The sequence below is a fragment of the Streptomyces sp. GbtcB6 genome (assembly GCF_019091475.1).
GTDB classification, from domain to species: Bacteria; Actinomycetota; Actinomycetes; order Streptomycetales; family Streptomycetaceae; genus Streptomyces; species Streptomyces hyaluromycini.
In genome coordinates this window covers 198,893-225,561 of record NZ_JAGXJL010000017.1, presented here as the reverse complement: position 1 = coordinate 225,561, position 26,669 = coordinate 198,893, and the positions used below count along the sequence as shown (strand labels likewise).

Here is a 26,669-nt window from a genome sequence, read left to right as displayed (position 1 = left end):
ACGCCCCATCACCGGCAACTCAGGCAACACCGCCTCCAGGCACACCCATTGCTTGTCTGTCAGATCACCGCGAGCCATCCGAAGATCGTTTCACAGTGAAGATCAACATCTCAAACACGCCCTAGGGGCGCGGGGCTGTGCCGATGTGCGGCTCCGCCGCGTGGGCGCGACCAGCCCCCGCCGGCCCGCGGTCCACCGCCGGCCCGCGGTCCCACGGCGCCGCCTGACGATGAAAACAGGCGGCGCCGTCTAGCGTCGGCAGCACACAACGGCTTACAGCCCGGAGGGCCCCGTGGCGGAGCGACAGGAGCGTACGGCGCCCGATGCCGTGCTCACGCGGATCGGGCAGGTCGTGATGTTGCACCACGCCGGGGACCGCGAGGAGGCCCGCCGGCGCCTGCTCGACCTGTGGACGGAGATCGGCGAGCACGGCCAGCCGCTGCACCGCTGCACCCTGGCCCACTACCTGGCCGACACCCAGGACGACCCGTCCGACGAACTCGCCTGGGATCTGAGGGCGTTGTCGGCGGCTGACGAGGCGGAGGGAGCCGTGGGGCTGCGCGGCTTCTACCCCTCCCTGCATCTGAACCTCGCCGCCGACTACGTGAAGCTCGGCCGTACCGAGGCCGCCCGCAGCCACCTGCACCGGGCCCGCGGCGCGGCCGCCGCACTCGGCGACGACGGGTACGGCGACGGGGTCCGGGCCGCGATCACCCGCCTGGAGCTGCGACTCGGCGACGACGGCGGTCCGGGCGGCGAGTCCTGGGGCCCGCCGCGGCAGCGGCCGAAGTAGGGCCCGGGCCGCCCAGGCACCCGGTCCGTCCCCGGCCGGCGTCTCACCGCCCGTACGTCTGCTCGCAGATCCGGGCCTGCGGGCTGTCCGCGGTCCAGCCGCCGTACTGCTTGCCGAGGGCGCACACGTCCGGGGCCTTCGGGACGGAGCGGGAGAGGTCGGGGACGTCGGCCTCCGAGCGGTGTGACCGGTGTGCGGTGCGGGGGTGCGGGGTGGCGGCGCGCGGGGCCGCCGGGGGCCGCTGGTGGGCCGCCGGAGGAGGCGCGGGGGCGCGGGAGGCGGCCGGTGCGGACCGGTGGGCCGGACGGGACGGGCCGACCATCTCCAGGGCCTCCTTGGCCGGCGCCTGCACCACCCTCGGCTCGGTGCTGCCGTCCGGGCGGGGCACCGACGGCAGCGAGGGCGCCGTACCCGGAGGCGGGCCGGGCGCCGCAGGGCGCTGGACCGTCACACAGCCGGAGAGGGCCGAGACGGTCACGGTGACCAGGAGCGCTGCGGTCGTCGTCGTTCGATGCACCCGCGCAACTCTGCTGGTTCGGCGCGGAGGTTGACACCGTCGACAACACTTTGGTGCCCCGCACGGGTGATCTCGCGCCCCGTACGAGGGGCGGGCGGGTGCGAGGCTGACGTCAGTCGCCGGTCGTGCCGTCGATCCGCTCCCGGATCAGGTCGGCGTGGCCGTTGTGCCGGGCGTACTCCTCGATCATGTGGGTGTGGATCCAGCGCAGGCTGATCTGCTTGCCGGTGCGGCGGTGGCGGCCCTTGGAGAGGTCGTCCAGACCGAAGCCGGCCGCGGCCTGCCGGGCGGCCTCGATCTCGGCCTGCCAGGTCGCGTACGCCTCCTGCCAGGTGTCCGCCTCGGTGAGGTGGAACTCGCCGTCAGGGTCCTCGTCGCTGAAGTACAGCGGCGGCGCCTCCTCCGCGGCGAGGACTCTGCGGTACCAGGACCGCTCCACGTCGGCCATGTGCCGCACCAGCCCCATCAGGGACAGCGCGGACGGCTCCACCGCGGCGGTCCTGAGCTGGGCGTCGGTCAGCCCTTCGCACTTCATCGCGAGGGTCTGCCGGTGGAATTCCAACCAGCCCTCCAGCATGGAGCGTTCGCCGGCGTCGACGGCGGGCATACGGCGTTCGGTCGTCATGCCCGGCATCCTGGCCCACGCCGGCCGATCCCACCACGGATTATCGGCCCGTATGCTTCCGCTCAGGCACGCACAGGCAACCGCTAGGGGAGCGTCAGTGAAGGTCGGCTGCATCGGACTCGGCGACATCGCGCAGAAGGCGTACCTGCCGGTGCTGGCCACGCAGCCGGGGCTCGAACTCCACCTGCAGACCCGCACCCCGGCCACCCTCGCCCGGGTCGCCGACAGCCTCCGCCTGCCCGCCGGCCACCGGCACGCGACCCTCGACGACCTGCTCGCCCAGGATCTCGACGCCGCCTTCGTGCACGCGGCCACCGTCGCCCACCCCGAGATCGTCACCCGGCTGCTGGAGGCGGGCGTACCGACGTACGTGGACAAGCCCCTCGCCTACCGGCTCGACGACTCCGAGCGACTCGTGACGCTCGCCGAGGAGCGGAACGTGTCGCTGTCCGTCGGCTTCAACCGGCGCCACGCCCCCGGCTACGTGCAGTGCGCCGACCACCCGCGCGAGCTGATCCTGATGCAGAAGAACCGCATCGGGCTGCCCGAGGAACCCCGCACGATGATCCTCGACGACTTCATCCACGTCGTCGACACCCTGCGCTTCCTCGCCCCCGGCCCGGTCGAGGACGTGACCGTCCGCGCCCGGGTCGTCGGCGGCCTGCTGCACCATGTCGTCCTTCAGCTCGCCGGGGACGGCTTCACTGCGCTCGGCGTGATGAACCGGCTCAGCGGCTCGGCCGAGGAGATCCTGGAGGTCTCCGGACAGGACACCAAGCGCCAGGTCCTCAACCTCGCCGAGGTGATCGACCACAAGGGGCAGCCGACGGTCCGGCGGCGCGGCGACTGGGTGCCGGTCGCCCGGCAGCGCGGCATCGAACAGGCCGTCCTCGCCTTCCTCGACGCCGTCCGCGCCGGGAAGGTGCTCAGCGCCCGGGACGCACTGGCGACTCATGAGCTGTGCGAGCAGGTGGTACGAGAGGTTCTGCGGCACCCCGGCGCAGCCTGACCGTCCGCAGCCCCTCGGCCAGGCAGTAGGCGGCCAGCACCAGCAGCGCGCCGTCGACCGGCCAGTCGCCGTACCGCACGAACGGGGTGACACCGCGGGCGATCGGCACCTCGTAGACCCGGGCGGTGCTCGCGTCGGTGCCGAGCCAGGGGCCGATGCGCTCGCCGCCCGGCCCGTACACGGCGGAGACCCCGGTGAGCGTGGCGTGGACCATCGTGCGGCCGGTCTCGGCGGCCCGGAGCGCGGCCAGTGAGGCGTGCTGCTCGGGGGCCCAGCTGTCCTGGAAGGTAGAGGTCGACGACTGGCCGATCAGCACCTGTGCGCCGTCCTGGGCGAGATGCCGGCTCATGTCGGGGAACGCGGTCTCGAAGCAGATCATCGGGCCGACCCGCAGCCCGTGGCCGACGTTCATCACCACCTGCTCGGTGCCGCGCCGCCGGTCCTCGCCGGCCGCCTTGCCGACCGAGGTGGCCCAGCCGAGCAGGGAGCGGGCCGGTATGTACTCGCCGAACGGGACCAGGCGCATCTTGTCGTACCGCTCGTCGGTCGGGCCGTCGGCGCCCACCAGGATGGAGCTCTTGTAGATGCCGGGCAGGTCGGAGCGCCGGGCGTCGACGTTGACCAGGATGTCCGCGTCGGTCTCCCGGGAGAGGGCGGCGATCCGCCGGGCGAGATCGGGCCGGTCGCCGAGGTCGTACCCGACGCTGCTCTCGCCCCAGACGATCAGGTCCGGATGCTGCCCGGCCAGCTGCCGGGTCAGCTGCTCCTCCCTGTCGAACCGCCGGTCGCCGCTTTCGGTGCCGTCGACGACGCCGGGCTGTACGACGGCGATGCGGACGTGGCCGTCGACGTCCGGGCGCGGCGACCACACCCAGGCCGCGGAGGTCGCGGCGGCCGTGGCCACCAGCGAGGCCACCGCGGGCACGCGTGCCTCCCGCACGGATATGAGCACGGTGACCGCGACGTTGACGGCCACCACCAGGAAGCTCAGCAGCCACACCCCGCCGACCGAGGCCAGCCGCAGCGCCGGCGTCACCTGCCACTGGGTCGCGCCGAGCATGCCCCACGGCCCGCCGAGCCCCTGCCAGGACCGCGCCAGCTCCACCATCAGCCAGCCCGACGGCAGCACCAGCACCGCGACCGCGGCCCGCCCCGGCGACGGCACCTCGCCCAGCAGCCGGCGGGTCACCCAGCCCCAGGGTGCCCAGAGAACGCTCAGCACTCCGGCGATCAGGAAGATGAAGACGTGCAGGCTCGGCAGCAGCCAGTGGTGCACGGCGACCATGAAGCCGAACCCGCCGCACCAGCCGTCGTACGCCGCCCGCCGCCCGGTCGGCGCCGAGCGCGCCAGCAGCAGCCAGGGGACCAGCGCGACATAGGCGAACCACCACAGCGACGGCGCCGGGAAGGCCAGCACCGGCAGGGCGCCCGCCAGCGCCCCGACGCAGGAACGCCGCCACGGGGAGGTGAGCCAGCGCTCGACGGTCCTCATCCATCGCCTCCTGCCCGCGGGTCCTTCCAGTGTGCGGGACCGGGCGGGACCTCCGACAGAGGGCATGGGAGCGGGCTCAGTCGGGGACGGCGAGCATGCGGGGGTCGGGCAGCCTGCGCCACCTCTCCTCGACGACCACCTGGCGCAGCCGCCAGCCGTCCCCGGTGCGCAGGAACGCGAAGGAGTAGCGGCCGCCGCACACGAAGTCCGGGGCGGTGGAGGCGCCGTCGCCGCCCGCGAAGCGCATGGGGTTGACGTAGTCGGCCCGCAGATGGGCGGTGTCGCCGGTGTCGTGGTCCAGGATCCCGAACCGCACCCGGCGGTTGACGATCAGATGCTGCCGCATCGAGAAGAGCGTCAGGTTCTCCGCGAGCCACCCGGCCACCTGCCCGGCATCGCCCTCGATCCCGCCGGCGGAGCGGTAGTCGGCCCGCCCCTCCGCCGCGAACAGCCTCCGGTACGCCGTCCAGTCCCCGTCGTCGACGGCCGCCGCGTACTCGGTGACCATCTCGTCCACGGCCAGCCGGTCCATCACGGTCGCGAGCTCCACACGCTGCGTCATCGGCTCAGTGTTGGGCACGGGGCGGGCAGAGCCAAGGGGCACGGGCGATATTCGGTGGTGTTCGAACCGAACCCCCCCGACCCCGGGCACATGAACGGCCGGTCGGTCGAACAAGTACCCGGCTCCCGCATCCGTGCCCGCCACACGGGCCCCACCGTCACCGTCCACCAGGCCTACCGCCCCGGGACCGGCGGTTCAGCCGATGCCGTCGCCGCACTTCGGCTCGGCGGGCCTGTCCTGCCGAGCCGGTCGTGTCGGCGGGGACGGCTGGGTACCGTTCTCGGCGACCGGCTGGAAGTAGTGGTCCAGCGCCCAGGCGGCCACGTGGGCGCCGGCCCGGCAGCCGGCCACGTCCGCCGTGCGGGAGTGGACGCCGCCCCACACACGGGCGTCGACGACGTCCCGGTCGAGGTCGTCGGCGGACCCGTAGAACCGCGTGGTGCCGGTGACCCCGGAGGGGACGTGGAGGTCGATGCGCGAGGTGCCGAGAACTCCGGTCAGGGCGCGTGCCACGGCAGCGGCGACGGTCGTATGGCCGGCGACGTAGTCCGGGTGCGGCGGGGTGAGGAGCAGCGGCTCCCAGGCCGGGTCTGCCGTCGTCGCGGGGTTGCCGTCGGTGTCGGCGAGGCGGATGGCGGTGATCGGCCGCCAGGAGCCGTAACGGAGCTTGGCGTCCCACGCCGTGACGACGGCGTCGGTCGCCGACGCGTTGACCGCAGCGAACAGCCGGGCCGTCTCGGCGATACCGAACCGGTGCCGGGCGGCGTGGTCCCGTACGGCTGTCTGGACCTGTTCGACCAGGTTGCCGCTGAAGAAGAGCGCGGTCTCGGTCTGCTGCGCGCTCCTGCCCGAGCCGGTCTTCCCGCCCATGGCCTTCAACTCCTGGACATCCTCGGCGTAGGCGGCCGAGGAGAGGGCGGGTGGTCCGCCGGGGCGAAACTGCTGCGGGGAGTCGAGCAGGAGGGGGCGGAGCCTCGCGAGCCAGGTGTCGATGAAGGGCTGGAACGCGGGCGGAGTGGGCCGCCAGACCCCCGGTGCCGGGGAAGCGGTGAAGGGAACGTCCGCGAACCTTCCGTCCCCTTCCCGGAGTTCGATGATGCGGGCGGCGGCGCGCTTTCCGTAGTCAACGCCCCGGTCTCTGGCCTGACCGGCCGGAAGAGCGGCGAGCGAGTCCGCGTAGGCGGTGTCGAGCCGTGCCTTGAAGGCGGGGAAGCAGGTGAGCAGCACGTCGTGGGCCGCGGTGGCGGCGGCCGCCGCGGAGGATGCCCTGGCCGGACCGCGCTCGTGCCATTTGTACAGGGCATAGCCGCCTTCGATCCCCACCACGGCGTTGTACACGGCGACGGAGACGAACCCCTCCCAGATCGCTGCCTGCCCGGAGGGGCGTGGGCCGAGACTGGTCTTGATCGTGTCGGTGGCGACGGCGTTCCACTCGCGGACCACGGCTGCCGGGTCCGCCGCGGTCCGGGTGTCCGCGTCGGGCGGACTTGTCGCGGCGGTGAGCGTCACGAGGGCGATGGCCGCGACGGCGCAGACGAATCCCCGGACACGTGAACGCGGAGGAACAGGAAGACGGGGCTCTTGATACACGAAGTCCTCGCTAGGGCTGAGTGCCAAAGGCTTAGCAACGGCCCACTTCGCGATCAAGACAACTCGCCGCGAACCGGGCAGGTCGGGGGTGCCCTCGTTCGCGCCTTGGACCGGCGGGTGCCCTTCGACGGCAGCAGCGGACAGGTCATCCGGATGGCCGAGATCGAGCGGCAGGGCTGCCTGGCAGCGTGCAGTCAAGCGATCATGTTCGCTCGCCCACCTCGGTGAGCGTGACCGGAGGCTCCCGATCCGCTGGACGTGCGCCGGGTCGGTGGGTTGGCGTGAAAGGTCTGTGAGCGAGGCTCGCCATGGGTCGTCAAGCCGCGTTCACAGTATTGGCGTGCCTGGGCGCCACGGTTTGCGGGAGGGTGGGCCGTGACGCCGTCGGCTGGGACCTGACGGCTTCGCGTCGGCGGACGATCTCGATCAGGTGAGCCCGGCGCAAGGCGTCGGCTCGGCACTTTCCGGTTTGCGTGCTTCAGCCGGCTGCTTCGCGCTCGGCCTCTGGTGTGGCGCCGAGGTGGTCATCGGCGGGCAGTGCGAGCGCCAGCTTGCCCGTGACGCGGCCGTCGAGCAGGTGCCGGACGGCCGCGGCGGTCTCGGCGAGGGGGTAGACACGGTCCACGACAGGGCGGAGCGCGCCCGCGTCGACAAGAGCGGTCAGCCCGCGGAGGCCGTCGGCGTGCTCGGAGGCGATGAAGGTGCCCAGGTGCCGGCTGGTGAGCGGTGACAGCATCTGGGCGCGGAGCTGCCGGTCGGTGCCGCCGAGCCAGCGGCCGTCCGTCTCGCCGCCGGTGATGACCAGCCTGCCGCGGGGCGTGAGGGCGCGACGCAGGTCCTGCAGACGGCCGTTGCCCGCGATGTCGATGATGGCGTCGTAGCGTTGCGGGCCGGCGAGGAAGTCCTTGCGCGTGTAGTCGATCACGTGGTCGGCCCCCAGTGCCCGTACGGCGTCGAGCTTGGGAGTGCTCGCGACGGCCGTGACCCGGGCGCCGAATACCTGGGCGAGTTGGACGGCGAAGGTGCCCACGCCGCCGGCGGCTCCCGTGATCAGGACCTGCTGGCCCTCCTGGACACGGCCGTTGTCGCGAACCGCCTGGAGTGCGGTGAGCGCGCTGACGGGTACCGTCGCCGCCTCCTCGAAGGTGAGTCCGGTCGGCTTGGGGGCGATCCTGTCGGGACGGGCGACGGCGTATTCGGCGAACGCGGCGGCAGCCGTGCCGTAGACCTCGTCGCCGGGCGCGAACACCGTCACGTCGGAGCCGACCGCCTCGATGACACCGGCGATGTTGCGGCCGGGGTTGGGGAGCTTCGGCCCGCGCAGCCCGCTCACGGGCCGGATCGCGTACGGCAGGCCGGCCATCAGGTGCCAGGTACCCCGGTCCACCCCGGGCCCGGCCACCCTGCGTCACCACGAAGCCGTTCTCGGCTGCCTGCGTCAGGGCGGGTTCTCCCTCGCCCTGACCGCCCACGCCGTCTCGGTCCTCGACAGCTACATCTACGGGTTCGCCCAGCAGGAGAAGACCCTGCCCTTCGACACCCCGGAGGAGACCGCCGAGCTGGCGGAGTCCATCATGAGCGGTTTCGGCGACGGCGAGTACCCGTACCTGACCGAGATCGCGACCACTCACGTCATGCGTCCCGGGTACGCCTACGGCGACGAGTTCGAATTCGGCCTGGACCTCATCCTCGACGGCCTCCAGCAGGCAGCGGAAGCGGTGAGCCGGGGCTGATCAGAGGCTGATCATGTGGCGGGGGACCGCGAGATCCCCGTTGGCGAACAGAGCGGTCAGGGCGGCCGGATCCGCGCCGAGGCAGGCCTCGGCGACCGTGTCGACGAGCCGGTCGTAGTCGGGGCCGGTCTTGCCCTCGTAGGCCTCGGTCATCAGGCCCCACTCGTCCCAGGGCAGCATCTCCAGCTTGCAGAGGGCCGCGAGGTCGCGGACGGCGTTGCCGCTGATCTCCGCGGGTCCCCAGGCGTGATCAGTGCCGAACACCCCGAACAGCTGTGGATCGATCAGCCCCTTGCGGTACTGGATCCACGCTTCGCCGCCGGTCAGGAACTCGCCCGGTGCGAGGTCCTCCGGGCGCTCGACGTAACCGTGGCCCAGATGTTCCGTGTCGACGCGTATCCAGCGCCGTTCGCCGGCGTTCCAGTACTCGGTTATCCAGTGGTCGAGGCCGCGTCCCTCCAGGAAGCAGGTGCCGAAGCCGCACCTGGCCCTGGAGGGGATGCCCCGTGCCCGCAGGATCGCGCAGGCGATGGTGGCGAAGTGGCGGCACGTGCCCACCACCCTTCTCTCCGGGGGCCGGGGGTGTTGCAGAGGAGAGGGGTCCAGCGCGGTCAGCGTGGCGACCAACTCGTTCACCGGCCGGATGTCCTTCTCCGCGAGCCGCTCTTCGGGAACGCCGAGCGCGGCGGCATCGGTCGGCTGGATGACCAGGCTCTGTACGGCAGCACACATACCGACCGGATCGGCCGGCAGGCCCTTGATGAGCCACAACTGGTCGGTGGCGAGGCTGGTGAGCGGACCGGGCCGGGAGTGGTCGAGCGCGTCATCGGTCATGACCGGGGATCGTAGACGGCCGAGGCGAGCCCTGGTCGAAGGGCGCAGCCGATCACAACGAGGCTCGGCTACCTCTGTGAGCCGGCGAGTCCGTCGTCCGACGGGGCATGAGGGATCGCGGAGCCGGGGGCGAAGCCCGCGAAGGCCATGCCGATGACGAAACCCGCCACCTCCTCCAACTGGCGGGCGCGATCCAGCGTCCCCACGGTTGCCGGGACTCCGCCGACGTCACGGACCAGTTCACCGACGACGTGCAGGGCCGTCGCGTCGTCACCGCACATCGCCACCGTCACACGGGACCGGCCGTCACCGGGCGGCCTCGTCCACTGGTCGGCGGGAAAGAGGTGGAACGCCTTCACGACCCCGGCTCCGGGAGCAAGGCCGGCGGTTCGCTGCGCCATCGATTCACCGGGTTCGATGAGCAGAACCCCTACGCCGTGCGTGACGGCGTTCGTAGGATCGATCAACGGCATCCCCGCGAGCGCGCCGTCGGCGGCGCCCACCGATCCCAGCATGTCCTCGACGCCGTCCCAGGACACGGCGAGGAGCACCGCGTCGCGGCCGGTGACCGCTTCACGTGGCGTGACAGCGAGCACGTGGTGGCCCAGTCGCTCAGCGAGCCTCTCCGCCTTGACCTGCGACCGTCCGCCGATCGCCACCTCATGCCCCGCACGTGCCCAGCCCTCACCCAGGGCCGCCGCCAGTGTGCCTGTTCCCAGGATCCCGATGCGCATCCGATCTGTGCCTTTCCCATAGCTGTCGGTCGGGTGGTTACGGTAGGCAAGGCGTTACGCACCGATCAGTGCGTGCCGGACACACGATGACGGGCGGCGAGATGACTGAGGACGACGCCCACCGCCACGAGTGGGTCGCCGACTGCCTGCTGCGCGCGGCCACCGATCTCTTCGCCCATACCTGGGATCCCGTTGTGCTGGCGGCCCTTCGCCTGGGACCGCGCCGACGCCGCGAGCTGCGCGCTGCGATCGGGGGCATCAGCGACAAGGTGCTGACCGACTGCCTGCACCGTCTGCTCGCGGGCGGACTGATCGAGCGCCACGCACATGCCGAGGCACCGCCGCGCGTCGACTACGCCCTGACCGGTTTGGGGCAGAGCCTGGTCGACGGCCCGATGACGGCACTTGGGCGCTGGGCGATCGAGCACGGCGACGAACTTCTCGAAGCGCAGGAGAGCGGTACGGCAAAAGGCCGGTGAGCGGGGCTTGACCTGGATCAAGCCATCCTTCCTCCGGATGATCCACCGCTGCGGCTGGGGCACCGAGGAGGGGCAGGAGACGTCTTCGGACTGCACGAGAACCAGGCCGCCCGGCAACGGGAGTCGCGGCGTGCGCCCGCGCGGGTACCGCGGGATCCCGAGCGGGACCTGCACCTCAACGCGCTGCCGCACCGCTCCCTCCAGTTGGGCCTCTCGGGTGAGCCAGGTCCACGAGCTGGTCCGGGCCGGTGAACTCGACGCGGCGGCCGGGCTGTTGCCCGAGGAGCGGCCGTACCCCGTGGCCGACGGGATGCCCGCGCAGCTGCCGTCGTAAGATCGCTGTCCGGTCGGATCGAGGAGGTTCGCGATGGCACGTCCCGTCACGGTGGTCACCGGTGGCAGCCGGGGTATCGGCGCCGCGACCTGTCTGCGGCTCGCGGCCGACGGGCACGACGTCGTGATCGGTTACGTCCGGGACGCGGATGCCGCCGAGGCGGTCGCGGAGGGGGTGCGCAAGGCCGGGGCGCGGTGTGCCGTCGTCCAGGTGGACACGTCCGTGGAGGCCGATGTGGAGCGGCTGTTCGACACGGCGGAACGGGAACTGGGGGCCGTCACCGGGCTGGTGAACAACGCCGCGGTGACCGGGCCGTTCGGACGACTGGCCGACGCGGAGACCGCGGACCTGCGCCGGGTCGTGGAGGTCAACCTGCTGGGTACGCTGCTGTGTACACGCCGGGCGGCCCGGCTGATGGGACCGCGCGGCACCGGTGCGATCGTGAACGTGTCCTCGGCGGCGGCCACCCTCGGCAGCCCCGGCGAATACGTCCACTACGCGGCGACCAAGGCGGCCGTCGACGCCCTCACCGTGGGCCTCGCCAAGGAACTCGGCCCGGACGGCGTGCGGGTCAACGCGGTGGCGCCCGGTGTGATCGACACGGAGATCCACGCGGCGATGGGCGACCCCGGCCGGGCCGGCCGGGTCGGTGCCACCACGCCGCTGGGCCGCGCCGGTGAGCCCGAGGAGATCGCCGCCGCGATCGCCTGGCTGCTGTCGCCCGAGGCCTCCTATACGACGGGCACGGTGCTGCGGGTCTCCGGCGGCCGCTGAACCCTCAGCCGGTCAGGCCGCCTCGATGATCTGCTCGCGGATCGCCGCGGCCCACTCGACCACCAGCAGCTCGTACTCCGTCCGCTCCTGGGCCGACAGTGTTCCGCCCGCACGCAGCCACAGCGCCCGGATGTGCTCGTTGACCTCGGCAGCAGACCGCACGGAACCAGGGGTTCGGGAATCGGGGGACATACCGAACAGCGTAGGGGCAAGAACTGACCCTGCGCCACCGGGCCACTACGCAGACCGTATGGGGTTGGTCACGGGCGATACGACGGGCGGGCGGCCACGCCTTGGCATTTGCCAGGCCGCCGGCCGTGACCCGGACCGGGCCGTACGCCCATGTGCGGGCCTTCGCCCTCGCCGGAGCCGGTACGGCGATTCCAAACCCCCGGAAAACAAAGGAAGTCGGGGGTTGGCCGAGATGCGGCGCCCGGTCGTCCTCACCCCGTCGGCAGCGCCGAGGCGAGCAGCGCGAGCTTCTCGGCGCTGCCGCTGCCCGGGTCCGGGTGGTAGACGACGAGCGTCTGCCCGGCCGTGCCGCTGACGCTCAGCCGCTCCCGGTTCAGTCGCAGACGGCCGACCTGGGGGTGGTCGACGACCTTGGCCGCGCCGTCGCAGGAAGCCACGTCGTGCCGGGCCCAGAGCCGGCTGAAGTGCGGGCTGGCGAGGGAGAGTTCGCCGACGAGGTCGATGACGCGGGGGTCGTCCGTGTCCGTCCCGACGGAGCGGCGGAAGCCGGCGACCATACCGGCACCGGCCTCCTCCCAGCCGGGGTGAAGGGCCTGCTCGGCGGGGTCGAGGAAGATGTCCCGCAGCCGGTTGGCGCCGACCGAGAAGCGCGGTGACAGCGCCGTCGCCAGGGCGTTGACGGCGAGGACGTCGAAGTAGCGGCCCTCGACGAGGGCGGGGAGCGGCAGGGCGGCGACGAGCTGGGCGACGCCGGGCGGAACGGTCTCCCTCCGGGCCCGGCGCCGGCGTCGGCGGGGCCGGTCGGCGCCGAGGCGGAGCAGATACGCCGTCGCGTCCTCGTCGAGCCGCAGGACGCGGGCGAGGGACTCCAGGACCTGCACGGAGGGGTTGCGGTCGCGGCCCTGCTCCAGGCGCAGGTAGTAGTCGGAGCTGATGCCGGCCAGCATCGCGACCTCCTCCCGGCGCAGGCCCGGCACCCGCCGTACCCCCAGCACGGGAATGCCGACCTGCTCCGGCGTGACCAGCTCGCGGCGGGCGCGCACGTAGGCGCCCAGCAGGTTCGGTTCGTCGGTCATCCCGCCACCGTAATGCGGTCCCCGTGCCCGTGCCTGGTCCTGTCACCCCCAGGATCACCAGGGCACTGCCCCGGCCGGAGCCGGGCCGCGAACGTGGCCGGTGACAGCGACCTGCCATGGAAAGAGCGTGATCATGTCGACCTATCTGCTGGTACACGGCGCCTGGCACAGCGGGGAGTGCTGGGAGCGGGTGGTCCCCCTGCTGACGGCGGCCGGGCACCGGGTGTACGCGCCCTCCCTGACCGGGCACGGCGAGAAGGCCGGGCTGCTCGGTCCGGACGTCGGCCTCGACACCTACGTGGCCGACGTCGTCGGCCTGATCAGGGACGAGGACCTCACCGACGTCGTCCTCGTCGGACACAGCTACGCGGGGCTGGTCGTCTCGTCGGCGGCCAACGAAGTCCCGGAGCGCGTCGGGCACTTGGTCTACCTCGACGCGATGGTCCCGGAGCACGGCGAGACCGCGGCCGACATCCAGCCCGTGACCCGGGCCCTGATCGACCGGGCCCTCGCGTCCGACAGCGGCTGGCGGGTCCCGCCGCTGCCCGAACTGCCGCCGCCCTACGGGCTGTTCGGGGTGACCGAGGCGGCGGACGCGGCGTGGCTGCGCACCCTGCTGTCCGACCAGTCGGTGCGCAGCTTCCAGCAGCCGGTGCGCCTGGACGATCCGGCGGTTCGCACCATCCCCCGGACCCACATCCACTGTGTGGCGAACGTTCCGGAGGGCGTTGTGCGCCGTCCGGTCCCCGCGACGGAGCAGGTGTGGGAGCTGCCCGCCGGCCACGACTGCATGATCACCATGTCGGCCGAACTCGCGGATCTGCTGCTCAAGCTGGGCTGATCCCGAGCGGATATCCGCTGTCCCCGGCGACGGAGTGTCCGTAGGGTCGGCATATGACGGACGACGAGGATCAGCGCGCGGTGCAGGCGGCCATCGACGCGGAGCTGCGGCTTCTCGAGCCCGAGGTGCGCGCCCGCCCGGACCTCGTCCTGGAACTGCTCGACCCGGGGTTCACCGAGGTCGGGGTGTCCGGCCGCCGCTGGGACGCGACGTCGATCCTGACGGTGACCAGCGGCGGATCGGTGTCCCCGGAGTCACCGGTCGAGGTGACCGAGATGTCCGGGACCGTACTGGCCCCGGGCATCGTGCACCTGACCTACTCCGCCGACAACCAGGGCCGCCGGGCCTGGCGCAGCTCCCTGTGGCGCCTCACGGAGACGGGCTGGCGCATGTACTACCACCAGGGCACGCCGACAGCGCCCTGAAGGGGCGCGGGGCTGAATCCATATGCGGCTCCGCCGCGTGGGCGCGACCAGCCCCCACGGCGCTGCAGACAACCGACGACCCGGCGCGGCCCTTCCCAGCGGAGCGCCTAGCTCGCCGACTCCGCCGCGTGCGGGCTGAGGACGTCCGCCGAGACCAGGGCGATGATGACGACGCCGAGGGCGATGCGGTACCAGACGAACGGCATGAAGCTCTTGTTGGAGATCCACTTCATGAACCACGCGATCACCGCGTAGCCGGACGCGAACGCGATCACCGTGGCGAACAGGGTCGGGCCCCAGGCCACCTGGCCCTCGCCCACGGAGTCCTTCACCTCGAAGGCGCCGGAGGCCAGCACCGCCGGGATGGCGAGCAGGAAGGAGTAGCGGGCCGCCGCCTCGCGCTTGTAGCCCATGAACAGGCCGCCGCTGATGGTGGCGCCGGAGCGGGAGACGCCGGGGATCAGGGCGCAGGCCTGGCAGAGGCCGTAGACCAGGCCGTCCTTGACCCCGAGGTTCTCCAGCGTCTTGCGCTGCTTGGGCGCCCGGTGCTTGCCGCCCGTCTCGTCGCGGGCGGCGAGCCGGTCGGCGACGCCGATGACGATGCCGACGACGATGAGCATGGTCGCGGTGATCCGGAGATCGCGGAACGGACCCTCGATCTGGTCCTTGAGCGTCACGCCCAGCACACCGATCGGGATCGAGCCGACGATCACCAGCCAGCCCATCTGCGCGTCGTGGCTGCGCCGCATCGCCTTGGTGTACAGCGATCTGAACCAGGCCGAGACGATCCGCCCGATGTCCTTGCGGAAGTAGATCAGCACCGCGGTCTCCGTGCCGATCTGGGTGATCGCTGTGAAGGCGGCGCCCGGGTCCTCCCAGCCGGAGAAGGCCGCGGTCAGCCGCAGATGCGCGCTGGAGGAGACGGGCAGGAACTCGGTCAGCCCCTGGACGAGGCCGAGGACCAGCGATTCAAACCAAGACATGAAGGTACGGCGTCCCAGGGGTGTGGAAGGGGCTGGCGGTCGCGCGGGCACACGTGCATCACACGGGCGCACGTGATCATGCGCGTGCAACGGCAGCGTATCGGGCCGGAGTGACGGCGGGACACAGGGGTTCGACAGACGGACGGCCGGCCACGGGGTGTTGACCGGTCAAGGTGCCGCCGCTTACGTTTCTGCAGGAGAAAGCGCTTGCTCCAGCACGTCGGGGTGCGGGTGCGGCGCAACTCGGGCGGGAGTTCGCCCATCGCCGGTACACGCCCGAGGAGTGCTGATCACGTCCATGCCCCGCTCCCCCCGCTCGACACCCCCCTTCGCCGGGCGGCGCATCCGAGCCGCCGTCGTCGGCGCCGGCGCCATCGGGCGCGGCTCCCATCTGCCCGCCCTCGCCCAACTGGCCGCGGAGGGCGAGACCGAGGTCGTCGCCGCCGTCGACATCGATGCCACCGCGGTCCAGGCGTTCTGCGCCGAGGCCGGCATCCCGCACGCCTACACCGACCTGGACCGGATGCTCGCCGAACAGCGGCCCGACCTGGTCACCATCGGCACCCCGCCGACCCTGCACCGGGACCAGACGGTGGCCGCGCTGCGGGCCGGCGCCTGGGTGTGGTGCGAGAAGCCGCCGGTGCCGAGTCTCGCCGACTTCGACGCGGTCGAGGCGGAGGAGGGCGCGGACGGCGGGCCGTACGCGTCCATCGTCTTCCAGCACCGGTTCGGCTCCGGGGCCGCCCATGTACGGCGGCTGCTGGCCGAGGGGGCGCTGGGCCGTCCGCTGGTCGCCCACTGCCAGACCACCTGGTACCGGGACACCGCTTACTACGCGGTGCCCTGGCGGGGCCGCTGGGCGACCGAGGGCGGCGGCCCGGCGATGGGCCACGGCATCCATCAGACGGATCTGCTCCTCGACCTGCTCGGGCCGTGGAGCGAGGTACGGGCGATGGCCGCCAGGCTGGTGCACGACGTGGAGACCGAGGACGTCTCCACCGCCCTGGTCCGGTTCGCGAACGGCGCCCTGGCCACCGTCGTGAACAGCGTGCTCAGCCCCGACGAGGTCAGCCGCATCCGCATCGACTGCGAGCGCGCGACGGTCGAACTGATCCATCTGTACGGGCACGCCAACGGGAACTGGCGCATCACCCCGGCCCCGGGCGTCCCCGCCGAGGAGGCGGCGGCCTGGCGGGACTTCGGTCCCGACGTGCCCAGCTCGCACCTGGCCCAGCTGCGCGAACTGGTCGCCGCCATGCGGACGGGGGAGCGGCCGCGCAGCAGCGGCGCGGACGGGCGGACCAGCCTGGAGCTGGTCACCGCGCTGTACAAGGCGGCGTTCACCGACACGACCGTCCGCGCGGGCGAGATCGGTCCGGGTGATCCTTACTACACGGCCCTGCACGGGGGCGCCCCGGGCTGGGCGCCGGCCGAGCGTGAGGAGGTGTCCGCATGAGCGGCGAGCTGCGGATCACGCACACCCACGGCGACCGGATCACCGTGACCGAGCCGGTCACCGGGGTACAGCTCTTCTCGTACGTCTACCGGCCCGAGGCGGCCTGGGAGGCGCCGAGGCCTTACCTGCACCCGATCCGTACCCTCGCCGGGGACGTCGTCACCGACTACCGGCCCAACGACCACCGCTGGCACAAGGGCCTCTCCCTGACCGCCTCGCACCTGTCGGGCGCGAATCTGTGGGGCGGCAACTCCTATGTCCACGGCCAGGGTTACCTCGCCATCCCGGAGCGTGTCGGCTCGATGCGGCACGCCGGCTTCGACGAGCTGTCCTCGGCCGACGGCCGTCTGGTGGTCGCGGAGCGGCTGACCTGGCATCCGTACGACGGGACGCTGTGGGCGGAAGAGCAGCGGCGGGTGGAGGTCCACGACGTGGACCCCGACTCCGGTTCCTGGGCGCTCACCTGGACCAGCGCGATCACCAACCGCCGTGCCGAACCGCTGCTGTTCGGCAGCCCGACCACGGCCGGGCGTGAACAGGCGGGCTACACCGGCCTGTTCTGGCGCGGCCCGCGCGCCTTCCGGGACGGCCGGATCATCGGCCCCGAGGGGGAGGGCCCGGAGCTCATGGGCTCCCGGTCCGCCTGGCTGGCCCTGTCCGGCGAGCACGACGGCGCCGACGGCCATGCCACCGTCGTCTTCGAACACGCCCCGGAGAACGACCACTCGGGCACCCAGGGCAGCCACCCCGCCCACTGGTTCGTGCGCAACGACCCGTTCGCCGGCATCGCCCCCTCCTGGGCCTTCCACGACGAGCTGGAACTGGCCCCCGGCGACACCCTCCGGCGCCGCTACCGGGTCGTCATCGGCGACGGCGCCTGGGAGCGCGCGGACATCGCCGAATACCTGGAGTCGCATCCCTGGTGAGCGACGGGGAGGTCGCGTTCGCGTGACTGCCGGGCGGCTCGGCGTCCACCGCCGGGGGGAGCGGGCCGCTCAGGCGGCCTCCGGTCCGGTGACGGTCCAGCCCGGTGCCTGCGGGTGGGCCGTCGAGTCCCCGTGCCGCACCGGGTCGCCGCAGGCCGCGCAGGTGACGACCGGGGTGAGGGCCTTCCCGCAGCCGTGCTCGATCACCATCGGGCGGTCGCCGTCCGGGTGGAGGTGGCGGTCGCCCCAGGCCATCAGGGTCAACAGGACCGGCTGCAGTTCGAGGCCCGCCTGCGTGGCCAGGTACTCGAAGCGCTGCGGCCGCTCGCTGTAGACCCGCTTGGTGAGGATCCCGGCGTCCACGAGCCGGCGCAGCCGGGTGGCCAGGATGTCGCGCGGGGCGCCGATGTTGCGCACCAGCTGGTCGAAGCGGCCGTTGCCCAGGCACACCTCCCGCAGGACCAGCAGGGAGTACTTCTCGCCGACGAGCGCGAGGGCGTCGGCGATCGAACACGGGCGGGGGTCCTTGGGGGCGGCCATAGGGCCAGTCTAGTGGAGGGTTGGATTTTCAAACTCTCAGGGTTATGGTGGGTTCGGATTTCCTACTCACCGGTAATCGAGACTGGCAATCGAGGTCCCCGTGATGCGTGACGCAGTCATCGTCGAAGCCGTACGCACCCCCGTCGGGAAGGGCAGGCCGAACGGGTCCCTGGCGCACGTCCACCCCGTAGAACTCCTCGCCCACACCCTGCGCACCCTCGTCGAGCGCTCCGGCGTCGACCCCGCCCTCATCGACGACGTGATCGGCGGCACCGTCGACCAGGTCGGCGAGCAGGCCATGAACACCACCCGGTACGCCGTCCTGTCCGCCGGCCTCCCCGAGACGGTCCCGGCGACCACGGTGGACCGCCAGTGCGGCTCCTCCCAGCAGGCCGTGCACTTCGCCGCGCAGGGGGTCATGTCCGGCGCCTACGACATCGTCGTCGCCTGTGGCGTCGAGTCGATGAGCCGGGTGCCGATGTGGTCCAACGTGCCGGCCGGCAAGGACCCCTTCGGCCCCGGCGTCGCCGCGCGCTACCCGGAGGGCCTGGTCCCGCAGGGCATCAGTGCCGAGCTCATCGCCGCGAAGTGGTCGCTCGGCCGCGCGGAGATGGACGCCTTCGCCGTCTCCTCGCACCAGAAGGCGGCGGCCGCGTGGGAGGCGGGACTGTTCGACGCGCAGGTGGCTCCGCTGGACGGCGTCGCCCGTGACGAGTCGGTACGGCCCGGTACCACCGCCGAGATCCTCGCCGGGCTCAAGCCCGCCTACTACGACCCCGGGTTCGCCGAGCGGTTCCCGCAGATCGAGTGGAACGTCACGGCGGGCAACGCGAGCCCGATCAACGACGGCGCGTCCGCGGTGCTCATCACCTCCGGTGAGACCGCGGCGAGGCTCGGGTTGCGGCCGCTGGCCCGGCTGCACGCCTTCGCCGTGACCGGCTCCGACCCGTTGCTCATGCTGACCGGTGTGATCCCGGCGACGGAGAAGGTGCTGCGGCGGGCCGGGCTCGGCATCGAGGACATCGACCTGTTCGAGGTGAACGAGGCGTTCTCCAGCGTGGTGCTGGCCTGGCGGCAGGAGACCGGGGCGGATCTCGCCAAGGTGAACGTGAACGGCGGGGCGATCGCCCTCGGGCATCCGCTGGGGGCGAGCGGGACTCGGCTGACCACGACGCTGGTGCATGCCATGCGGGAGCGTGGGGCTCGGTACGGGTTGCAGACGATGTGTGAGGCGGGTGGGTTGGCGAACGCGATGATTCTGGAAGCGGTGCGGTAGGGGGGCCGCCGTGCGCCTGGTGGGGTGCCGCTTGGTGTCGTTGGGCGGCTGACGCGCCGTTGGGGCTGAGCGCGCAGTTCCCCGCGCCCCTTACGGGGCGCTTCGCACCCACGCACCCCTTACGGGGCGCTATGGCTTGGGGCGTAGGTGGTGGCGTTTTTTCCAGGCCACCACTGCTCCTGCCAGCGCCGGTACGACGATGGCTGCCACCGAGATCAGGAAGACCGGGGACGTCGGTGTCGAGGCTCGGGCGCCTGCCACGACGTAGGCGGCCACGTTCGGGATCGAGCCCAGGGCGGTGGCGACCAGGAACGGGGTGTACCGCATGCGGGAGACGGCGGCCGCGTAGTTCGCGGCCCAGAACGGGACGCCGGGGAACAGGCGTACCGCCAGCATCGAGCGGAAGCCGTGCCTGCTGAACTGGTTGTCCGCCGCCTTCAGCAGCCGGCCGCGCAGCAGCGGGCGCAGTGCCTCCTGGCCGAGCAGCCGGCCCAGCGCGAAGGAGAGCCACGCCCCGAGCACGGTGCCGGCCATGGCCGCGCCCATGCCCAGCGCCGAGCCGAACAGCGCACCGGCCGCCAGGTTCAGGATCGGCCGGGGCACGAACGCCACCGTGATCAGGCCGTACGCCACGGCGAAGATCACCACCGCGGTGGCGCCCGCCACCTGGGGCGGCCAGCCCTGAGTCATCAGTTTCTGGGGCTCGAAGAGCAGCACCGACGACGCGGCGGCCGCCAGCAGGGCGACGAGCAGGGACAGCCGGGACCACGGCGACAGCAGCGCGCGCGTGCAGCGCGCGCCGAAGCTCACCGGAGCGGGCACGGCGATGGTCAGCTCCTTGGCGGCGACCCGGGGAGGGGCCGTGGCGGTGCCAGAGCGGTTGGCATCGAGCATTCGGCGACAGTAACCGAAGCGGATGTGTGATCGCCGTATGGATGCGGTCCATTGGGCGAAATCGGCGTCGCGGAAAACCGTTCGACGTGGGGCGACGCGTCGGACATGATCTGTGTCATGTTCCGGTTCGCCTTCCTCGTCGCAGCATCCGCAGTCGCGGATGCGCCGAAGGCTGCCGTCCCCGTTCTCGCGGCCGCTGTCGACGGCACCCGAAGCTGACCCTCCCCGGAAAGTCCGGCGGACCCCGCAGGGGGAGGGTCGGCCGGTTCCCCGGGGTCCCCGCGTCTCGCCCTGACGAGGCGCATCACCGCTGACCAGGCTTCGAGGTACAGCCATGCCCAAGACGGCATACGTCCGCACCAAACCGCATCTCAACATCGGCACGATGGGCCACGTCGACCACGGCAAGACCACCCTGACCGCCGCCATCACCAAGGTCCTCGCCGAGCGCGGCACCGGCACGTTCGTGCCGTTCGACCGCATCGACCGGGCCCCCGAGGAGGCCGCCCGCGGCATCACCATCAACATCGCGCACGTCGAGTACGAGACCGACACCCGGCACTACGCCCACGTGGACATGCCGGGCCATGCCGACTACGTCAAGAACATGGTCACCGGGGCCGCGCAGCTGGACGGGGCGATCCTCGTCGTCTCCGCGCTCGACGGGATCATGCCGCAGACCGCCGAACACGTGCTGCTCGCCCGGCAGGTGGGCGTCGACCACGTGGTGGTGGCGCTGAACAAGGCGGACTCGGCGGACGAGGAGCTGGTCGAGCTCGTGGAGCTGGAGGTGCGGGAGCTGCTCAGCGCGCACGGCTACGGGGGCGACTCCGTGCCCGTCGTACGGGTCTCCGGGCTCAAGGCACTGGAGGGGGACCCGCGGTGGGCGGCGTCGATCGAGGCGCTGCTCGACGCGGTGGACACGTACGTGCCGATGCCGGAGCGGTATCTGGACGCGCCGTTCCTGCTGCCGGTGGAGAACGTGCTCACCATCACCGGGCGCGGGACGGTCGTGACCGGTGCCGTGGAGAGGGGGACCGTGCGGGTCGGCGACCGGGTGGAGGTGCTCGGCGCCGACGTCGAGACCGTCGTCACCGGGCTTGAGACCTTCGGGAAGCCGATGGACGAGGCGCAGGCCGGGGACAACGTGGCGCTGCTGTTGCGGGGCGTGCCCCGGGACGCGGTGCGGCGGGGGCATGTGGTGGCGACGCCGGGGAGTGTGGTGCCGGCGCGGCGGTTCTCGGCGCGGGTGTACGTCCTGTCGGGGCGCGAAGGGGGTCGTACGACTCCGGTCTCGACGGGGTACCGGCCGCAGTTCTTCATCCGTACCGCGGATGTGGTCGGGGACGTCGACCTCGGTGAGGTGGCGGTCGCCCGGCCCGGGGACACGGTCGAGATGACCGTGGAGCTGGGGCGGGAGGTTCCGCTGGAGGCGGGGCTCGGGTTCGCCATCCGTGAGGGCGGCCGGACGGTGGGGGCGGGGACCGTGACCTCGGTGGAGTGAGGTTGCGGTGCGTGGGGGACTGCGGGCCGGTGGGGGCTGGTCGCGCAGTTCCCCGCGCCCCTTTCGGGGCGCCACAGTGGTCGTCGGGGGGTGCGGTGGGTCTCTTTGGGGGCGCGACAATGGTGGCGTGAGTGAATCCATACCCGTCGTCCGGGTCACCGAGCACGGGACCGCCAAGCTGATGCCCGACGTCGATCGGGAGCGGGCCTGGTTGCTGACCGTCGACGGGGCGCCGCAGTCGTATGTGGATCTCGACGAGCCGACGCATCTCGAGTTCGAGTACGCCCGGCGGCTGGGGTATGTGCTGGACGCCGTGGCGGAGGCCGGCGCGCCCCTGGACGTGCTGCATCTCGGCGGGGGCGCCTGCACGCTGCCCCGGTATGTGGCGGCGACCCGGCCGGGGTCCCGGCAGGATGTCGTGGACGCCGACCGGGAGCTGCTGGAGCTGGTCACCGAGCACCTGCCGTTGACGGACGGCACCGGGATCGCCCTGCACGCCGCCGACGCGCGGGGCTGGCTGGAAGCGGCGCCCGCGGACTCCGCCGACGTGATCGTCGCCGATGTCTTCGGGGGGTCCCGGATTCCCGCGCACCTGACCTCGCTGGGCTACGCGCGGGAGGCCGAGCGGGTGCTGAGGGGTGACGGGGTCTACCTGGCCAACCTCGCGGACTCCGCCCCCTTCGGCTTCCTGCGTGCTCAACTCGCCACGTTCGCCGCCGTCTTCGAGGAGCTGGCGCTCATCGCCGAGCCCGGCGTGCTGCGCGGGCGGCGGTTCGGGAACGCGGTGCTCATCGCCTCGCACCGGCCGATCGACGCCGGCCCGCTGGCCCGACGTACGGCCGCCGACGCCTTTCCGGCGCGGGTCGAACACGGGCCCGCGCTGCGGGAGTTCGTCGGCGCGGCCCGGCCGGTCGGGGACGCGGACGCCGTACCGTCACCCGAGCCCCCCGGCGGAACGTTCGGGATCGGGTGAGGCGGCCGACGGCTGCGCGGTGACCGGGACCGTGCGGCGGGTGAGGTTGCGTACGTCCGGGACGAGCAGCACCGCGGCCGTCACGGCGACGACCACGCCCGCGCAGCCCCACAGGGCCGGGCCCCGGCCGAAGGCCTGCTCGGCGGGGCCCGCCAGCGCCGTCGCCAGGGGCAGCAGGGAGACGGAGCCGAACCAGTCGTACGCCGAGACCCGGGAGAGCTTCTCCTCGGGGATCTCCTGGTGCAGGGCGGTCATCCAGGAGACGCCGAAGACCTCGACCGTGGTCCCGGCCAGGAACATCACCGCGCAGAGGGCTCCCACGGGGACGGGTACCGCCAGCGCCGCCGAGGGGAGCGCGAGCGGGAAGATGCAGAGGGTGCCGACGAAGAGGAGCCGGCGGGGTTTCCAGCGGGTCATCAGGAGGGCGCCGGCCACCGTGCCCGCGCCGAAGGAGGCGAGGGCGAGGCCCCAGGGTCCCGGGCCGCCGAGGCTGTCGCGGGCGACCAGCGGGCCGTACACCGCGTCGGCGGCGCCCACCATCGCGTTCGCGATCGAGAACTGGACGACGATCCCCCACAGCCAGGGGCGGCCCGCGAACTCCCGCCAGCCCTCCCGGAGATCGGCCAGCATCCCCTCGCCCGGGGCGCGCGGCGGGATATGGCTGACGTCGAGGAACGAGCGCAGCGCACCGGCGACCGCGAACGCCGCCGCGTCCACCGCCAGCACCCAGCCGGGGCCCACCGCCGCCACCAGCGCGCCGCCCAGGGCCGCACCCCCGAGGGCCGCGCTCTGCATCGCCATCCGGAACACGGCGAACGCACGGCCCGCCTGCTCGCCGCTCACCGAGGACATCAGCATGCCCTCCGCGGCCGGGCTGAAGAACGCCTGGCCGGTGCCGCCCAGCGCGGTGAGCAGCATCATCTGCCACAGGCGGGGTTCGCCGGTGAGCACGAGGACGGCGAAGGCGCCCTGGGAGAGGAAGTTGAGGCCGTTGGCCGCGACCATCACGTGATGACGGGGGAGACGGTCCGCCACCGCGCCGCCGACGAGCAGGAACAGCACCAGCGGGAAGGTGCGGGCGGCGGCCACCAGGCCGACGTCCCCGCCGTCGCCGCCCGCGTCCAGCACCGCGAACGCGGCGGCGATCAGAGAGCCGTTGGCGCCCAGGCTCGTCACGATCGTCGCCGCGGTCAGCAGGCTGTAGTTGCGGCCCGCCCAGGCGGGTCTGCGCAGGCGGACAGGGGTGCCGGGGGAGTCGGAGGCGGAGGTCACCGCCCGACTATCCCCGCCGGAAGCCCGCCCTGCCAATCCGATTCCCGGGCATCCGACGCCTGGGCGTCCGGTCCCCAGGCGTCCCGTTCCCGGCCGCCGTCAGCCCCCGGTCGGGGTGCCGTGCAGCCGGACCGTGCTGAGGATCTTCATGATCGTCGCGGTGGGGACCTCGCCGTTCACTCCCTTGGCGCCGTAGAAGTCCCAGGACACCAGGTCGCCGGCCGAGTTCTCGAAGCCGAACGTGATCGCCTTGCCGTCGCTCGCGCACTTGCCCTTCTGCGGGGTGTTCGTCGAACGCGCCCAGGCGTAGGCGCCCTTGACGCCCGACGCGGTGGTGTAGGCGGTGGCCTTCTTGTCCCAGGTGATGGTCTTCTTGTCCGGGTACGTGTAGCCGCCGTACACCCACCAGGGGACCTCCCGGACGGCCGCGTCGCCCCCGGTCTTCGCGCCGCTCTCGCCCTTGGTACCCACCGCCGCCAGGGCCGTGTCCTCGGTCCTGCCGTCCTTGTCGTCGTCGCTCGTGCACCACTTCGACTTGTACTGGGCGGGCGCCGACATCGTGATGATCGGCTTGCCGTCCTTGTCCTCGAAGCCGACGGACGTCCCCGAGGTCAGCACCTCCCAGTCGGCCGGCACGTCGAAGGCCGTGCCCCACTTGGGGTTCACGACGGTCTTCCAGCCCGCGATCGTCGGCTTCTCGGTCCCGTCGGCACCGCGCGGATCGTCGTCCGCCGACGCGGAGGCGGAGGCAGAGGCGGAGACGGCCGGCGCATGGGTCGCCTGCCGGTTCTTGCCGGTGTCCGCCTTGTCGTCCTTCTTGCCGCCGAGGACCAGGAACCCGGTCACCCCGGCCGCCACCACGACGGCCGTCGCCGCGATGATCGCGACCAGTTTGGTGTGGTCGCCTCCTCCGCCCCCGCCCCCGCCCCCGCCGGACGGTGCCTGCGGAGCGCCGGCGGGCCCCGGCGGGCCCCACTGCGGCTGCTGCCCGTACCCGCCCTGCTGCGGATACTGCTGGTAGCCGGGCTGCTGATACGGATTCGGCTGCTGGTAACCCGGTTGCTGATACGGGTTGTTCTGCGGGTACTGCTCGCCCCCTGGCGGCTGCTGTTCTGGCCACATGGCTCGTAACCCTAGTGCCGCCCGGGACACGTTCCGGTAACCGGCCGTCGCCGGGACCGTACCGGTACCTCGGCCGGCCGGGACGTCGTACAGGCGTACCGCGGAGGTCGCCGTCCGGATCCTCGAAGGCGAATGCCTTTGACAACGATCACCGTATCGGCTCTGGCCAGGCTCTTCTACTCATGAGTAACATGGCCGTCATGAGCACTGACCAGATGTCGATCGGCGAGATGCTCGCCGCCACGGTCCCGATGGTGCGGACCCTCAACCTGGAGTACCTGGAGACCACTCCGGAGCGGGCCGTGCTGTCCCTGCCGGACCAGGGCGACTTCCACAACCACATCGGTGGCCCGCACGCGGGCGCGATGTTCACCCTCGCCGAGTCCGCGAGCGGCGCGATCGTGCTGGCCGCCTTCGGCGACCAGCTCTCCCGGGCCGTGCCGCTCGCCGTCAGCGCCGAGATCGCCTACAAGAAGGTCGCCCTCGGCCCGGTCAAGGCCACCGCGACGCTGGGCCGCCCGATCGCCGACGTCGTCGCCGAACTCGACGAGGGCAAGCGCCCCGAGTTCCCGGTCGCCGTCGCCATCACGCGCGAGGACGGGGCTGTCACGGGTGAGATGACGGTCGTCTGGACGCTGCGTCCCAACGGCTGACCGGCGCCGCGAACGCCGGACGGGGTGAGGGTCGCCGGACCCGCACCCCGTCCTTCACAGGGGCCGCTCAGGCGGCGCGGCTTTCCTCGCGCCCGGCCCCGTCCTCTTCCAGGCCCGCCACGAACTCCTTGAGCCACGCCGTGAACTCGGGCCCCAGGTCCGGGCGTTCGCAGGCGAGCCGGACCACCGTGCGCAGGTAGTCGGCCTTGTCGCCGGTGTCGTAGCGCAGTCCGTCGAAGACGACCCCGTGCACCGTGCCGGCCGCGGCCAGGTCCTGCAGCGCGTCGGTCAGCTGGATCTCGCCGCCGCGGCCGGGAGCGGTCTGTTCCAGGACGTCGAACACCTCCGGGTCCAGGACGTAGCGGCCGATGACCGCGTAGTTGCTGGGCGCCTTCTCCGGGGACGGCTTCTCCACCAGGCCGGTCACCCTCACCACGCCGTCCTCGCCGGTCGGCTCGACGGCGGCGCAGCCGTAGAGGTGGACCTGGGACGGGTCGACCTCCATCAGCGCGACGACACTGCCCTGGTGGCGGTCGCGGACGTCCAGCATCTGGCTGAGCAGGGTCTCGCGGGCGTCGATCAGGTCGTCGCCGAGGAGCACCGCGAAGGGCTGGTCGCCCACGTGGTGCTTGGCGCACAGCACCGCGTGGCCGAGACCGAGCGGGTCGCCCTGGCGGATGTGGTGGATGTCGGCGAGCCGCGCGGGATCGCGTACGGCGTCCAGGCGCACGGTGTCGCCCTTGGCGGCCAGCGCCTGCTCCAGCTCGAAGGCGTTGTCGAAGTGGTCCTCGATGGCCCGCTTGTGCCGGCCGGTGACCATGAGGATGTCGTCGAGCCCGGCCTTGGCTGCCTCCTCGACGACGTACTGGATGGCCGGCTTGTCGACGACCGGCAGCATCTCCTTCGGTGTCGCCTTGGTGGCGGGCAGGAACCGGGTACCGAGCCCGGCGGCCGGGACGACGGCCTTGCGGACCGGCCGGGGCGTGGGGGTGGGGGAGGGGTGGGGGGCGGTCATGCCGTACATGCTGGCCCGCCTGGATGAGAGAGGGCCGGGAGAAAC

Annotated in this window: 30 protein-coding genes and 1 pseudogene; 15 read left to right on the top strand and 16 right to left on the bottom strand. The window is 72.3% G+C overall.

What is annotated here, in order from left to right:
* Nucleotides 1–292: 292 nt before the first annotated feature.
* A complete protein-coding gene (locus tag KVT45_RS28160; RefSeq protein WP_217551894.1) occupies nt 293–793 on the top strand; it encodes a hypothetical protein in 501 nt (166 codons plus the stop codon).
* A gap of 43 nt (nt 794–836) precedes the next feature.
* On the opposite strand, the gene KVT45_RS28155 is transcribed toward KVT45_RS28160, so the two are convergent.
* Entirely contained in the window at nt 837–1,310 is a 474-nt protein-coding gene (locus tag KVT45_RS28155) for a hypothetical protein (protein WP_217551893.1), read from the bottom strand.
* Between the two features lie 112 nt (nt 1,311–1,422).
* Complete coding sequence (locus tag KVT45_RS28150; protein ID WP_217551892.1) at nt 1,423–1,935, bottom strand: DinB family protein; 513 nt, start codon at nt 1,933–1,935, stop codon at nt 1,423–1,425.
* Between the two features lie 97 nt (nt 1,936–2,032).
* On the opposite strand from KVT45_RS28150, the gene KVT45_RS28145 reads away from it, so the two are divergent.
* A complete protein-coding gene (locus tag KVT45_RS28145) occupies nt 2,033–2,944 on the top strand; it encodes a Gfo/Idh/MocA family protein (RefSeq protein ID WP_217551891.1) in 912 nt (303 codons plus the stop codon).
* Here the strand turns inward: KVT45_RS28145 and lnt are convergent.
* From lnt to KVT45_RS28125, 4 genes are all read right to left on the bottom strand, one after another.
* Complete coding sequence (lnt, locus tag KVT45_RS28140) at nt 2,862–4,436, bottom strand: apolipoprotein N-acyltransferase (protein ID WP_217551890.1); 1,575 nt, start codon at nt 4,434–4,436, stop codon at nt 2,862–2,864. The two genes, KVT45_RS28145 and lnt, sit on opposite strands and share 83 nt — an antisense overlap.
* 76 nt (nt 4,437–4,512) lie before the next feature.
* Entirely contained in the window at nt 4,513–4,998 is a 486-nt protein-coding gene (locus KVT45_RS28135) for a nuclear transport factor 2 family protein (protein ID WP_217551889.1), read from the bottom strand.
* 195 nt (nt 4,999–5,193) lie between these two features.
* Nucleotides 5,194–6,507 (bottom strand): vanadium-dependent haloperoxidase, encoded by a 1,314-nt coding sequence (locus KVT45_RS28130; protein WP_217551888.1) that lies wholly within the window; start codon nt 6,505–6,507, stop codon nt 5,194–5,196.
* A gap of 559 nt (nt 6,508–7,066) precedes the next feature.
* On the bottom strand, nt 7,067–7,921 hold the full coding sequence (locus tag KVT45_RS28125; protein ID WP_308310881.1) for an NAD(P)-dependent alcohol dehydrogenase: 855 nt from the start codon (nt 7,919–7,921) through the stop codon (nt 7,067–7,069).
* On the opposite strand from KVT45_RS28125, the gene KVT45_RS28120 reads away from it, so the two are divergent.
* Nucleotides 7,890–8,321, top strand: a complete 432-nt coding sequence (locus tag KVT45_RS28120) for a TetR/AcrR family transcriptional regulator C-terminal domain-containing protein (protein ID WP_254647437.1) — start codon at nt 7,890–7,892, stop codon at nt 8,319–8,321. The two genes, KVT45_RS28125 and KVT45_RS28120, sit on opposite strands and share 32 nt — an antisense overlap.
* Here the strand turns inward: KVT45_RS28120 and KVT45_RS28115 are convergent, their stop codons facing one another.
* A complete protein-coding gene (locus tag KVT45_RS28115) occupies nt 8,322–9,155 on the bottom strand; it encodes a transglutaminase-like domain-containing protein (protein ID WP_217551886.1) in 834 nt (277 codons plus the stop codon). It lies immediately after the preceding gene.
* A gap of 68 nt (nt 9,156–9,223) precedes the next feature.
* Entirely contained in the window at nt 9,224–9,889 is a 666-nt protein-coding gene (locus KVT45_RS28110) for an NADPH-dependent F420 reductase (protein ID WP_217551885.1), read from the bottom strand.
* Nucleotides 9,890–9,990: 101 nt separating this feature from the next.
* Here KVT45_RS28110 and KVT45_RS28105 point away from each other — a divergent pair, with 101 nt between their 5' ends.
* The 3 genes and pseudogenes from KVT45_RS28105 (at nt 9,991) to KVT45_RS28095 (ending at nt 11,476) form a co-directional block, all read left to right on the top strand.
* Complete coding sequence (locus tag KVT45_RS28105) at nt 9,991–10,368, top strand: helix-turn-helix domain-containing protein (protein ID WP_217551884.1); 378 nt, start codon at nt 9,991–9,993, stop codon at nt 10,366–10,368.
* Between the two features lie 7 nt (nt 10,369–10,375).
* Nucleotides 10,376–10,702, top strand: a pseudogene (locus tag KVT45_RS28100) (DUF4291 family protein); the annotation flags it as partial.
* A 33-nt stretch (nt 10,703–10,735) separates the two neighbouring features.
* Nucleotides 10,736–11,476 carry an SDR family oxidoreductase gene (locus KVT45_RS28095; protein WP_217551883.1) on the top strand — a complete coding sequence of 247 codons (741 nt, stop codon included), beginning with the start codon at nt 10,736–10,738 and terminating at the stop codon, nt 11,474–11,476.
* A gap of 12 nt (nt 11,477–11,488) precedes the next feature.
* Here KVT45_RS28095 and KVT45_RS28090 read toward each other — a convergent pair whose 3' ends face one another.
* Together KVT45_RS28090 and KVT45_RS28085 are read right to left on the bottom strand one after the other, a co-directional pair.
* On the bottom strand, nt 11,489–11,668 hold the full coding sequence (locus KVT45_RS28090; protein ID WP_089105573.1) for a hypothetical protein: 180 nt from the start codon (nt 11,666–11,668) through the stop codon (nt 11,489–11,491).
* Nucleotides 11,669–11,919: 251 nt separating this feature from the next.
* Nucleotides 11,920–12,744, bottom strand: a complete 825-nt coding sequence (locus tag KVT45_RS28085) for a helix-turn-helix domain-containing protein (RefSeq protein WP_217551882.1) — start codon at nt 12,742–12,744, stop codon at nt 11,920–11,922.
* Between the two features lie 133 nt (nt 12,745–12,877).
* On the opposite strand from KVT45_RS28085, the gene KVT45_RS28080 reads away from it, so the two are divergent.
* Nucleotides 12,878–13,585 (top strand): alpha/beta fold hydrolase, encoded by a 708-nt coding sequence (locus tag KVT45_RS28080; RefSeq protein WP_217551881.1) that lies wholly within the window; start codon nt 12,878–12,880, stop codon nt 13,583–13,585.
* Between the two features lie 53 nt (nt 13,586–13,638).
* Entirely contained in the window at nt 13,639–14,010 is a 372-nt protein-coding gene (locus KVT45_RS28075) for a DUF4440 domain-containing protein (protein WP_217551880.1), read from the top strand.
* 107 nt (nt 14,011–14,117) lie between these two features.
* Here the strand turns inward: KVT45_RS28075 and KVT45_RS28070 are convergent, their stop codons facing one another.
* Nucleotides 14,118–14,993, bottom strand: coding sequence for an undecaprenyl-diphosphate phosphatase (locus KVT45_RS28070; protein WP_217551879.1), 876 nt, complete (start codon nt 14,991–14,993; stop codon nt 14,118–14,120).
* A 298-nt stretch (nt 14,994–15,291) separates the two neighbouring features.
* Here KVT45_RS28070 and KVT45_RS28065 point away from each other — a divergent pair, with 298 nt between their 5' ends.
* Both KVT45_RS28065 and KVT45_RS28060 read left to right on the top strand, forming a co-directional pair.
* Nucleotides 15,292–16,449, top strand: a complete 1,158-nt coding sequence (locus tag KVT45_RS28065; protein ID WP_217551878.1) for a Gfo/Idh/MocA family protein — start codon at nt 15,292–15,294, stop codon at nt 16,447–16,449.
* Entirely contained in the window at nt 16,446–17,375 is a 930-nt protein-coding gene (locus KVT45_RS28060) for a PmoA family protein (protein ID WP_217551877.1), read from the top strand. The genes KVT45_RS28065 and KVT45_RS28060 overlap by 4 nt, the downstream gene beginning before the upstream one ends.
* Nucleotides 17,376–17,444: 69 nt before the next feature.
* On the opposite strand, the gene KVT45_RS28055 is transcribed toward KVT45_RS28060, so the two are convergent.
* On the bottom strand, nt 17,445–17,915 hold the full coding sequence (locus KVT45_RS28055) for a helix-turn-helix domain-containing protein (protein ID WP_217551876.1): 471 nt from the start codon (nt 17,913–17,915) through the stop codon (nt 17,445–17,447).
* A gap of 103 nt (nt 17,916–18,018) precedes the next feature.
* On the opposite strand from KVT45_RS28055, the gene KVT45_RS28050 reads away from it, so the two are divergent.
* Nucleotides 18,019–19,191, top strand: a complete 1,173-nt coding sequence (locus tag KVT45_RS28050) for a thiolase family protein (RefSeq protein WP_217551875.1) — start codon at nt 18,019–18,021, stop codon at nt 19,189–19,191.
* Between the two features lie 129 nt (nt 19,192–19,320).
* Here the strand turns inward: KVT45_RS28050 and KVT45_RS28045 are convergent, their stop codons facing one another.
* On the bottom strand, nt 19,321–20,085 hold the full coding sequence (locus KVT45_RS28045) for a TVP38/TMEM64 family protein (RefSeq protein ID WP_217551874.1): 765 nt from the start codon (nt 20,083–20,085) through the stop codon (nt 19,321–19,323).
* 51 nt (nt 20,086–20,136) lie between these two features.
* Between KVT45_RS28045 and KVT45_RS28040 the strand changes: the two genes are divergently transcribed.
* The 3 genes from KVT45_RS28040 to KVT45_RS28030 all read left to right on the top strand — a co-directional run bounded on the left by KVT45_RS28040 (nt 20,137) and on the right by KVT45_RS28030 (nt 22,562).
* Nucleotides 20,137–20,304 (top strand): hypothetical protein, encoded by a 168-nt coding sequence (locus KVT45_RS28040; RefSeq protein ID WP_217551907.1) that lies wholly within the window; start codon nt 20,137–20,139, stop codon nt 20,302–20,304.
* 115 nt (nt 20,305–20,419) lie between these two features.
* Nucleotides 20,420–21,589: an elongation factor Tu gene (gene tuf / locus KVT45_RS28035; protein WP_217551873.1), complete on the top strand. Its 1,170-nt coding sequence runs from the start codon at nt 20,420–20,422 to the stop codon at nt 21,587–21,589.
* A gap of 127 nt (nt 21,590–21,716) precedes the next feature.
* Nucleotides 21,717–22,562 (top strand): spermidine synthase, encoded by an 846-nt coding sequence (locus KVT45_RS28030; protein WP_217551872.1) that lies wholly within the window; start codon nt 21,717–21,719, stop codon nt 22,560–22,562.
* Here KVT45_RS28030 and KVT45_RS28025 read toward each other — a convergent pair.
* Both KVT45_RS28025 and KVT45_RS28020 read right to left on the bottom strand, forming a co-directional pair.
* Entirely contained in the window at nt 22,524–23,834 is a 1,311-nt protein-coding gene (locus tag KVT45_RS28025) for an MFS transporter (RefSeq protein ID WP_217551871.1), read from the bottom strand. The two genes, KVT45_RS28030 and KVT45_RS28025, sit on opposite strands and share 39 nt — an antisense overlap.
* A gap of 99 nt (nt 23,835–23,933) precedes the next feature.
* A complete protein-coding gene (locus KVT45_RS28020; protein WP_217551870.1) occupies nt 23,934–24,956 on the bottom strand; it encodes a hypothetical protein in 1,023 nt (340 codons plus the stop codon).
* 215 nt (nt 24,957–25,171) lie between these two features.
* Between KVT45_RS28020 and KVT45_RS28015 the strand changes: the two genes are divergently transcribed.
* A complete protein-coding gene (locus tag KVT45_RS28015; RefSeq protein ID WP_089105668.1) occupies nt 25,172–25,609 on the top strand; it encodes a DUF4442 domain-containing protein in 438 nt (145 codons plus the stop codon).
* A gap of 67 nt (nt 25,610–25,676) precedes the next feature.
* Here KVT45_RS28015 and galU read toward each other — a convergent pair whose 3' ends face one another.
* The gene (gene galU / locus KVT45_RS28010; protein WP_217551869.1) at nt 25,677–26,624 is read right to left on the bottom strand and encodes a UTP--glucose-1-phosphate uridylyltransferase GalU; all 948 of its coding nucleotides are present in this window, start codon (nt 26,622–26,624) and stop codon (nt 25,677–25,679) included.
* Nucleotides 26,625–26,669 lie beyond the last annotated feature (45 nt).

Coding starts and splice junctions, on each gene's coding strand:
- KVT45_RS28015 (WP_089105668.1), top strand. CDS start 25,172: ATGTCGATCGGCGAGATGCTCGCCGCCACGGTCCCGATGGTGCGGACC.
- KVT45_RS28090 (WP_089105573.1), bottom strand. CDS start 11,668: ATGTCCCCCGATTCCCGAACCCCTGGTTCCGTGCGGTCTGCTGCCGAG.
- galU (WP_217551869.1), bottom strand. CDS start 26,624: ATGACCGCCCCCCACCCCTCCCCCACCCCCACGCCCCGGCCGGTCCGC.
- KVT45_RS28095 (WP_217551883.1), top strand. CDS start 10,736: ATGGCACGTCCCGTCACGGTGGTCACCGGTGGCAGCCGGGGTATCGGC.
- KVT45_RS28085 (WP_217551882.1), bottom strand. CDS start 12,744: ATGACCGACGAACCGAACCTGCTGGGCGCCTACGTGCGCGCCCGCCGC.
- KVT45_RS28075 (WP_217551880.1), top strand. CDS start 13,639: ATGACGGACGACGAGGATCAGCGCGCGGTGCAGGCGGCCATCGACGCG.
- KVT45_RS28020 (WP_217551870.1), bottom strand. CDS start 24,956: ATGTGGCCAGAACAGCAGCCGCCAGGGGGCGAGCAGTACCCGCAGAAC.
- KVT45_RS28065 (WP_217551878.1), top strand. CDS start 15,292: ATGCCCCGCTCCCCCCGCTCGACACCCCCCTTCGCCGGGCGGCGCATC.
- KVT45_RS28135 (WP_217551889.1), bottom strand. CDS start 4,998: ATGACGCAGCGTGTGGAGCTCGCGACCGTGATGGACCGGCTGGCCGTG.
- lnt (WP_217551890.1), bottom strand. CDS start 4,436: ATGAGGACCGTCGAGCGCTGGCTCACCTCCCCGTGGCGGCGTTCCTGC.
- KVT45_RS28150 (WP_217551892.1), bottom strand. CDS start 1,935: ATGACGACCGAACGCCGTATGCCCGCCGTCGACGCCGGCGAACGCTCC.
- KVT45_RS28060 (WP_217551877.1), top strand. CDS start 16,446: ATGAGCGGCGAGCTGCGGATCACGCACACCCACGGCGACCGGATCACC.
- tuf (WP_217551873.1), top strand. CDS start 20,420: ATGCCCAAGACGGCATACGTCCGCACCAAACCGCATCTCAACATCGGC.
- KVT45_RS28105 (WP_217551884.1), top strand. CDS start 9,991: ATGACTGAGGACGACGCCCACCGCCACGAGTGGGTCGCCGACTGCCTG.
- KVT45_RS28045 (WP_217551874.1), bottom strand. CDS start 20,085: ATGCTCGATGCCAACCGCTCTGGCACCGCCACGGCCCCTCCCCGGGTC.
- KVT45_RS28070 (WP_217551879.1), bottom strand. CDS start 14,993: ATGTCTTGGTTTGAATCGCTGGTCCTCGGCCTCGTCCAGGGGCTGACC.
- KVT45_RS28055 (WP_217551876.1), bottom strand. CDS start 17,915: ATGGCCGCCCCCAAGGACCCCCGCCCGTGTTCGATCGCCGACGCCCTC.
- KVT45_RS28115 (WP_217551886.1), bottom strand. CDS start 9,155: ATGACCGATGACGCGCTCGACCACTCCCGGCCCGGTCCGCTCACCAGC.
- KVT45_RS28080 (WP_217551881.1), top strand. CDS start 12,878: ATGTCGACCTATCTGCTGGTACACGGCGCCTGGCACAGCGGGGAGTGC.
- KVT45_RS28110 (WP_217551885.1), bottom strand. CDS start 9,889: ATGCGCATCGGGATCCTGGGAACAGGCACACTGGCGGCGGCCCTGGGT.
- KVT45_RS28050 (WP_217551875.1), top strand. CDS start 18,019: ATGCGTGACGCAGTCATCGTCGAAGCCGTACGCACCCCCGTCGGGAAG.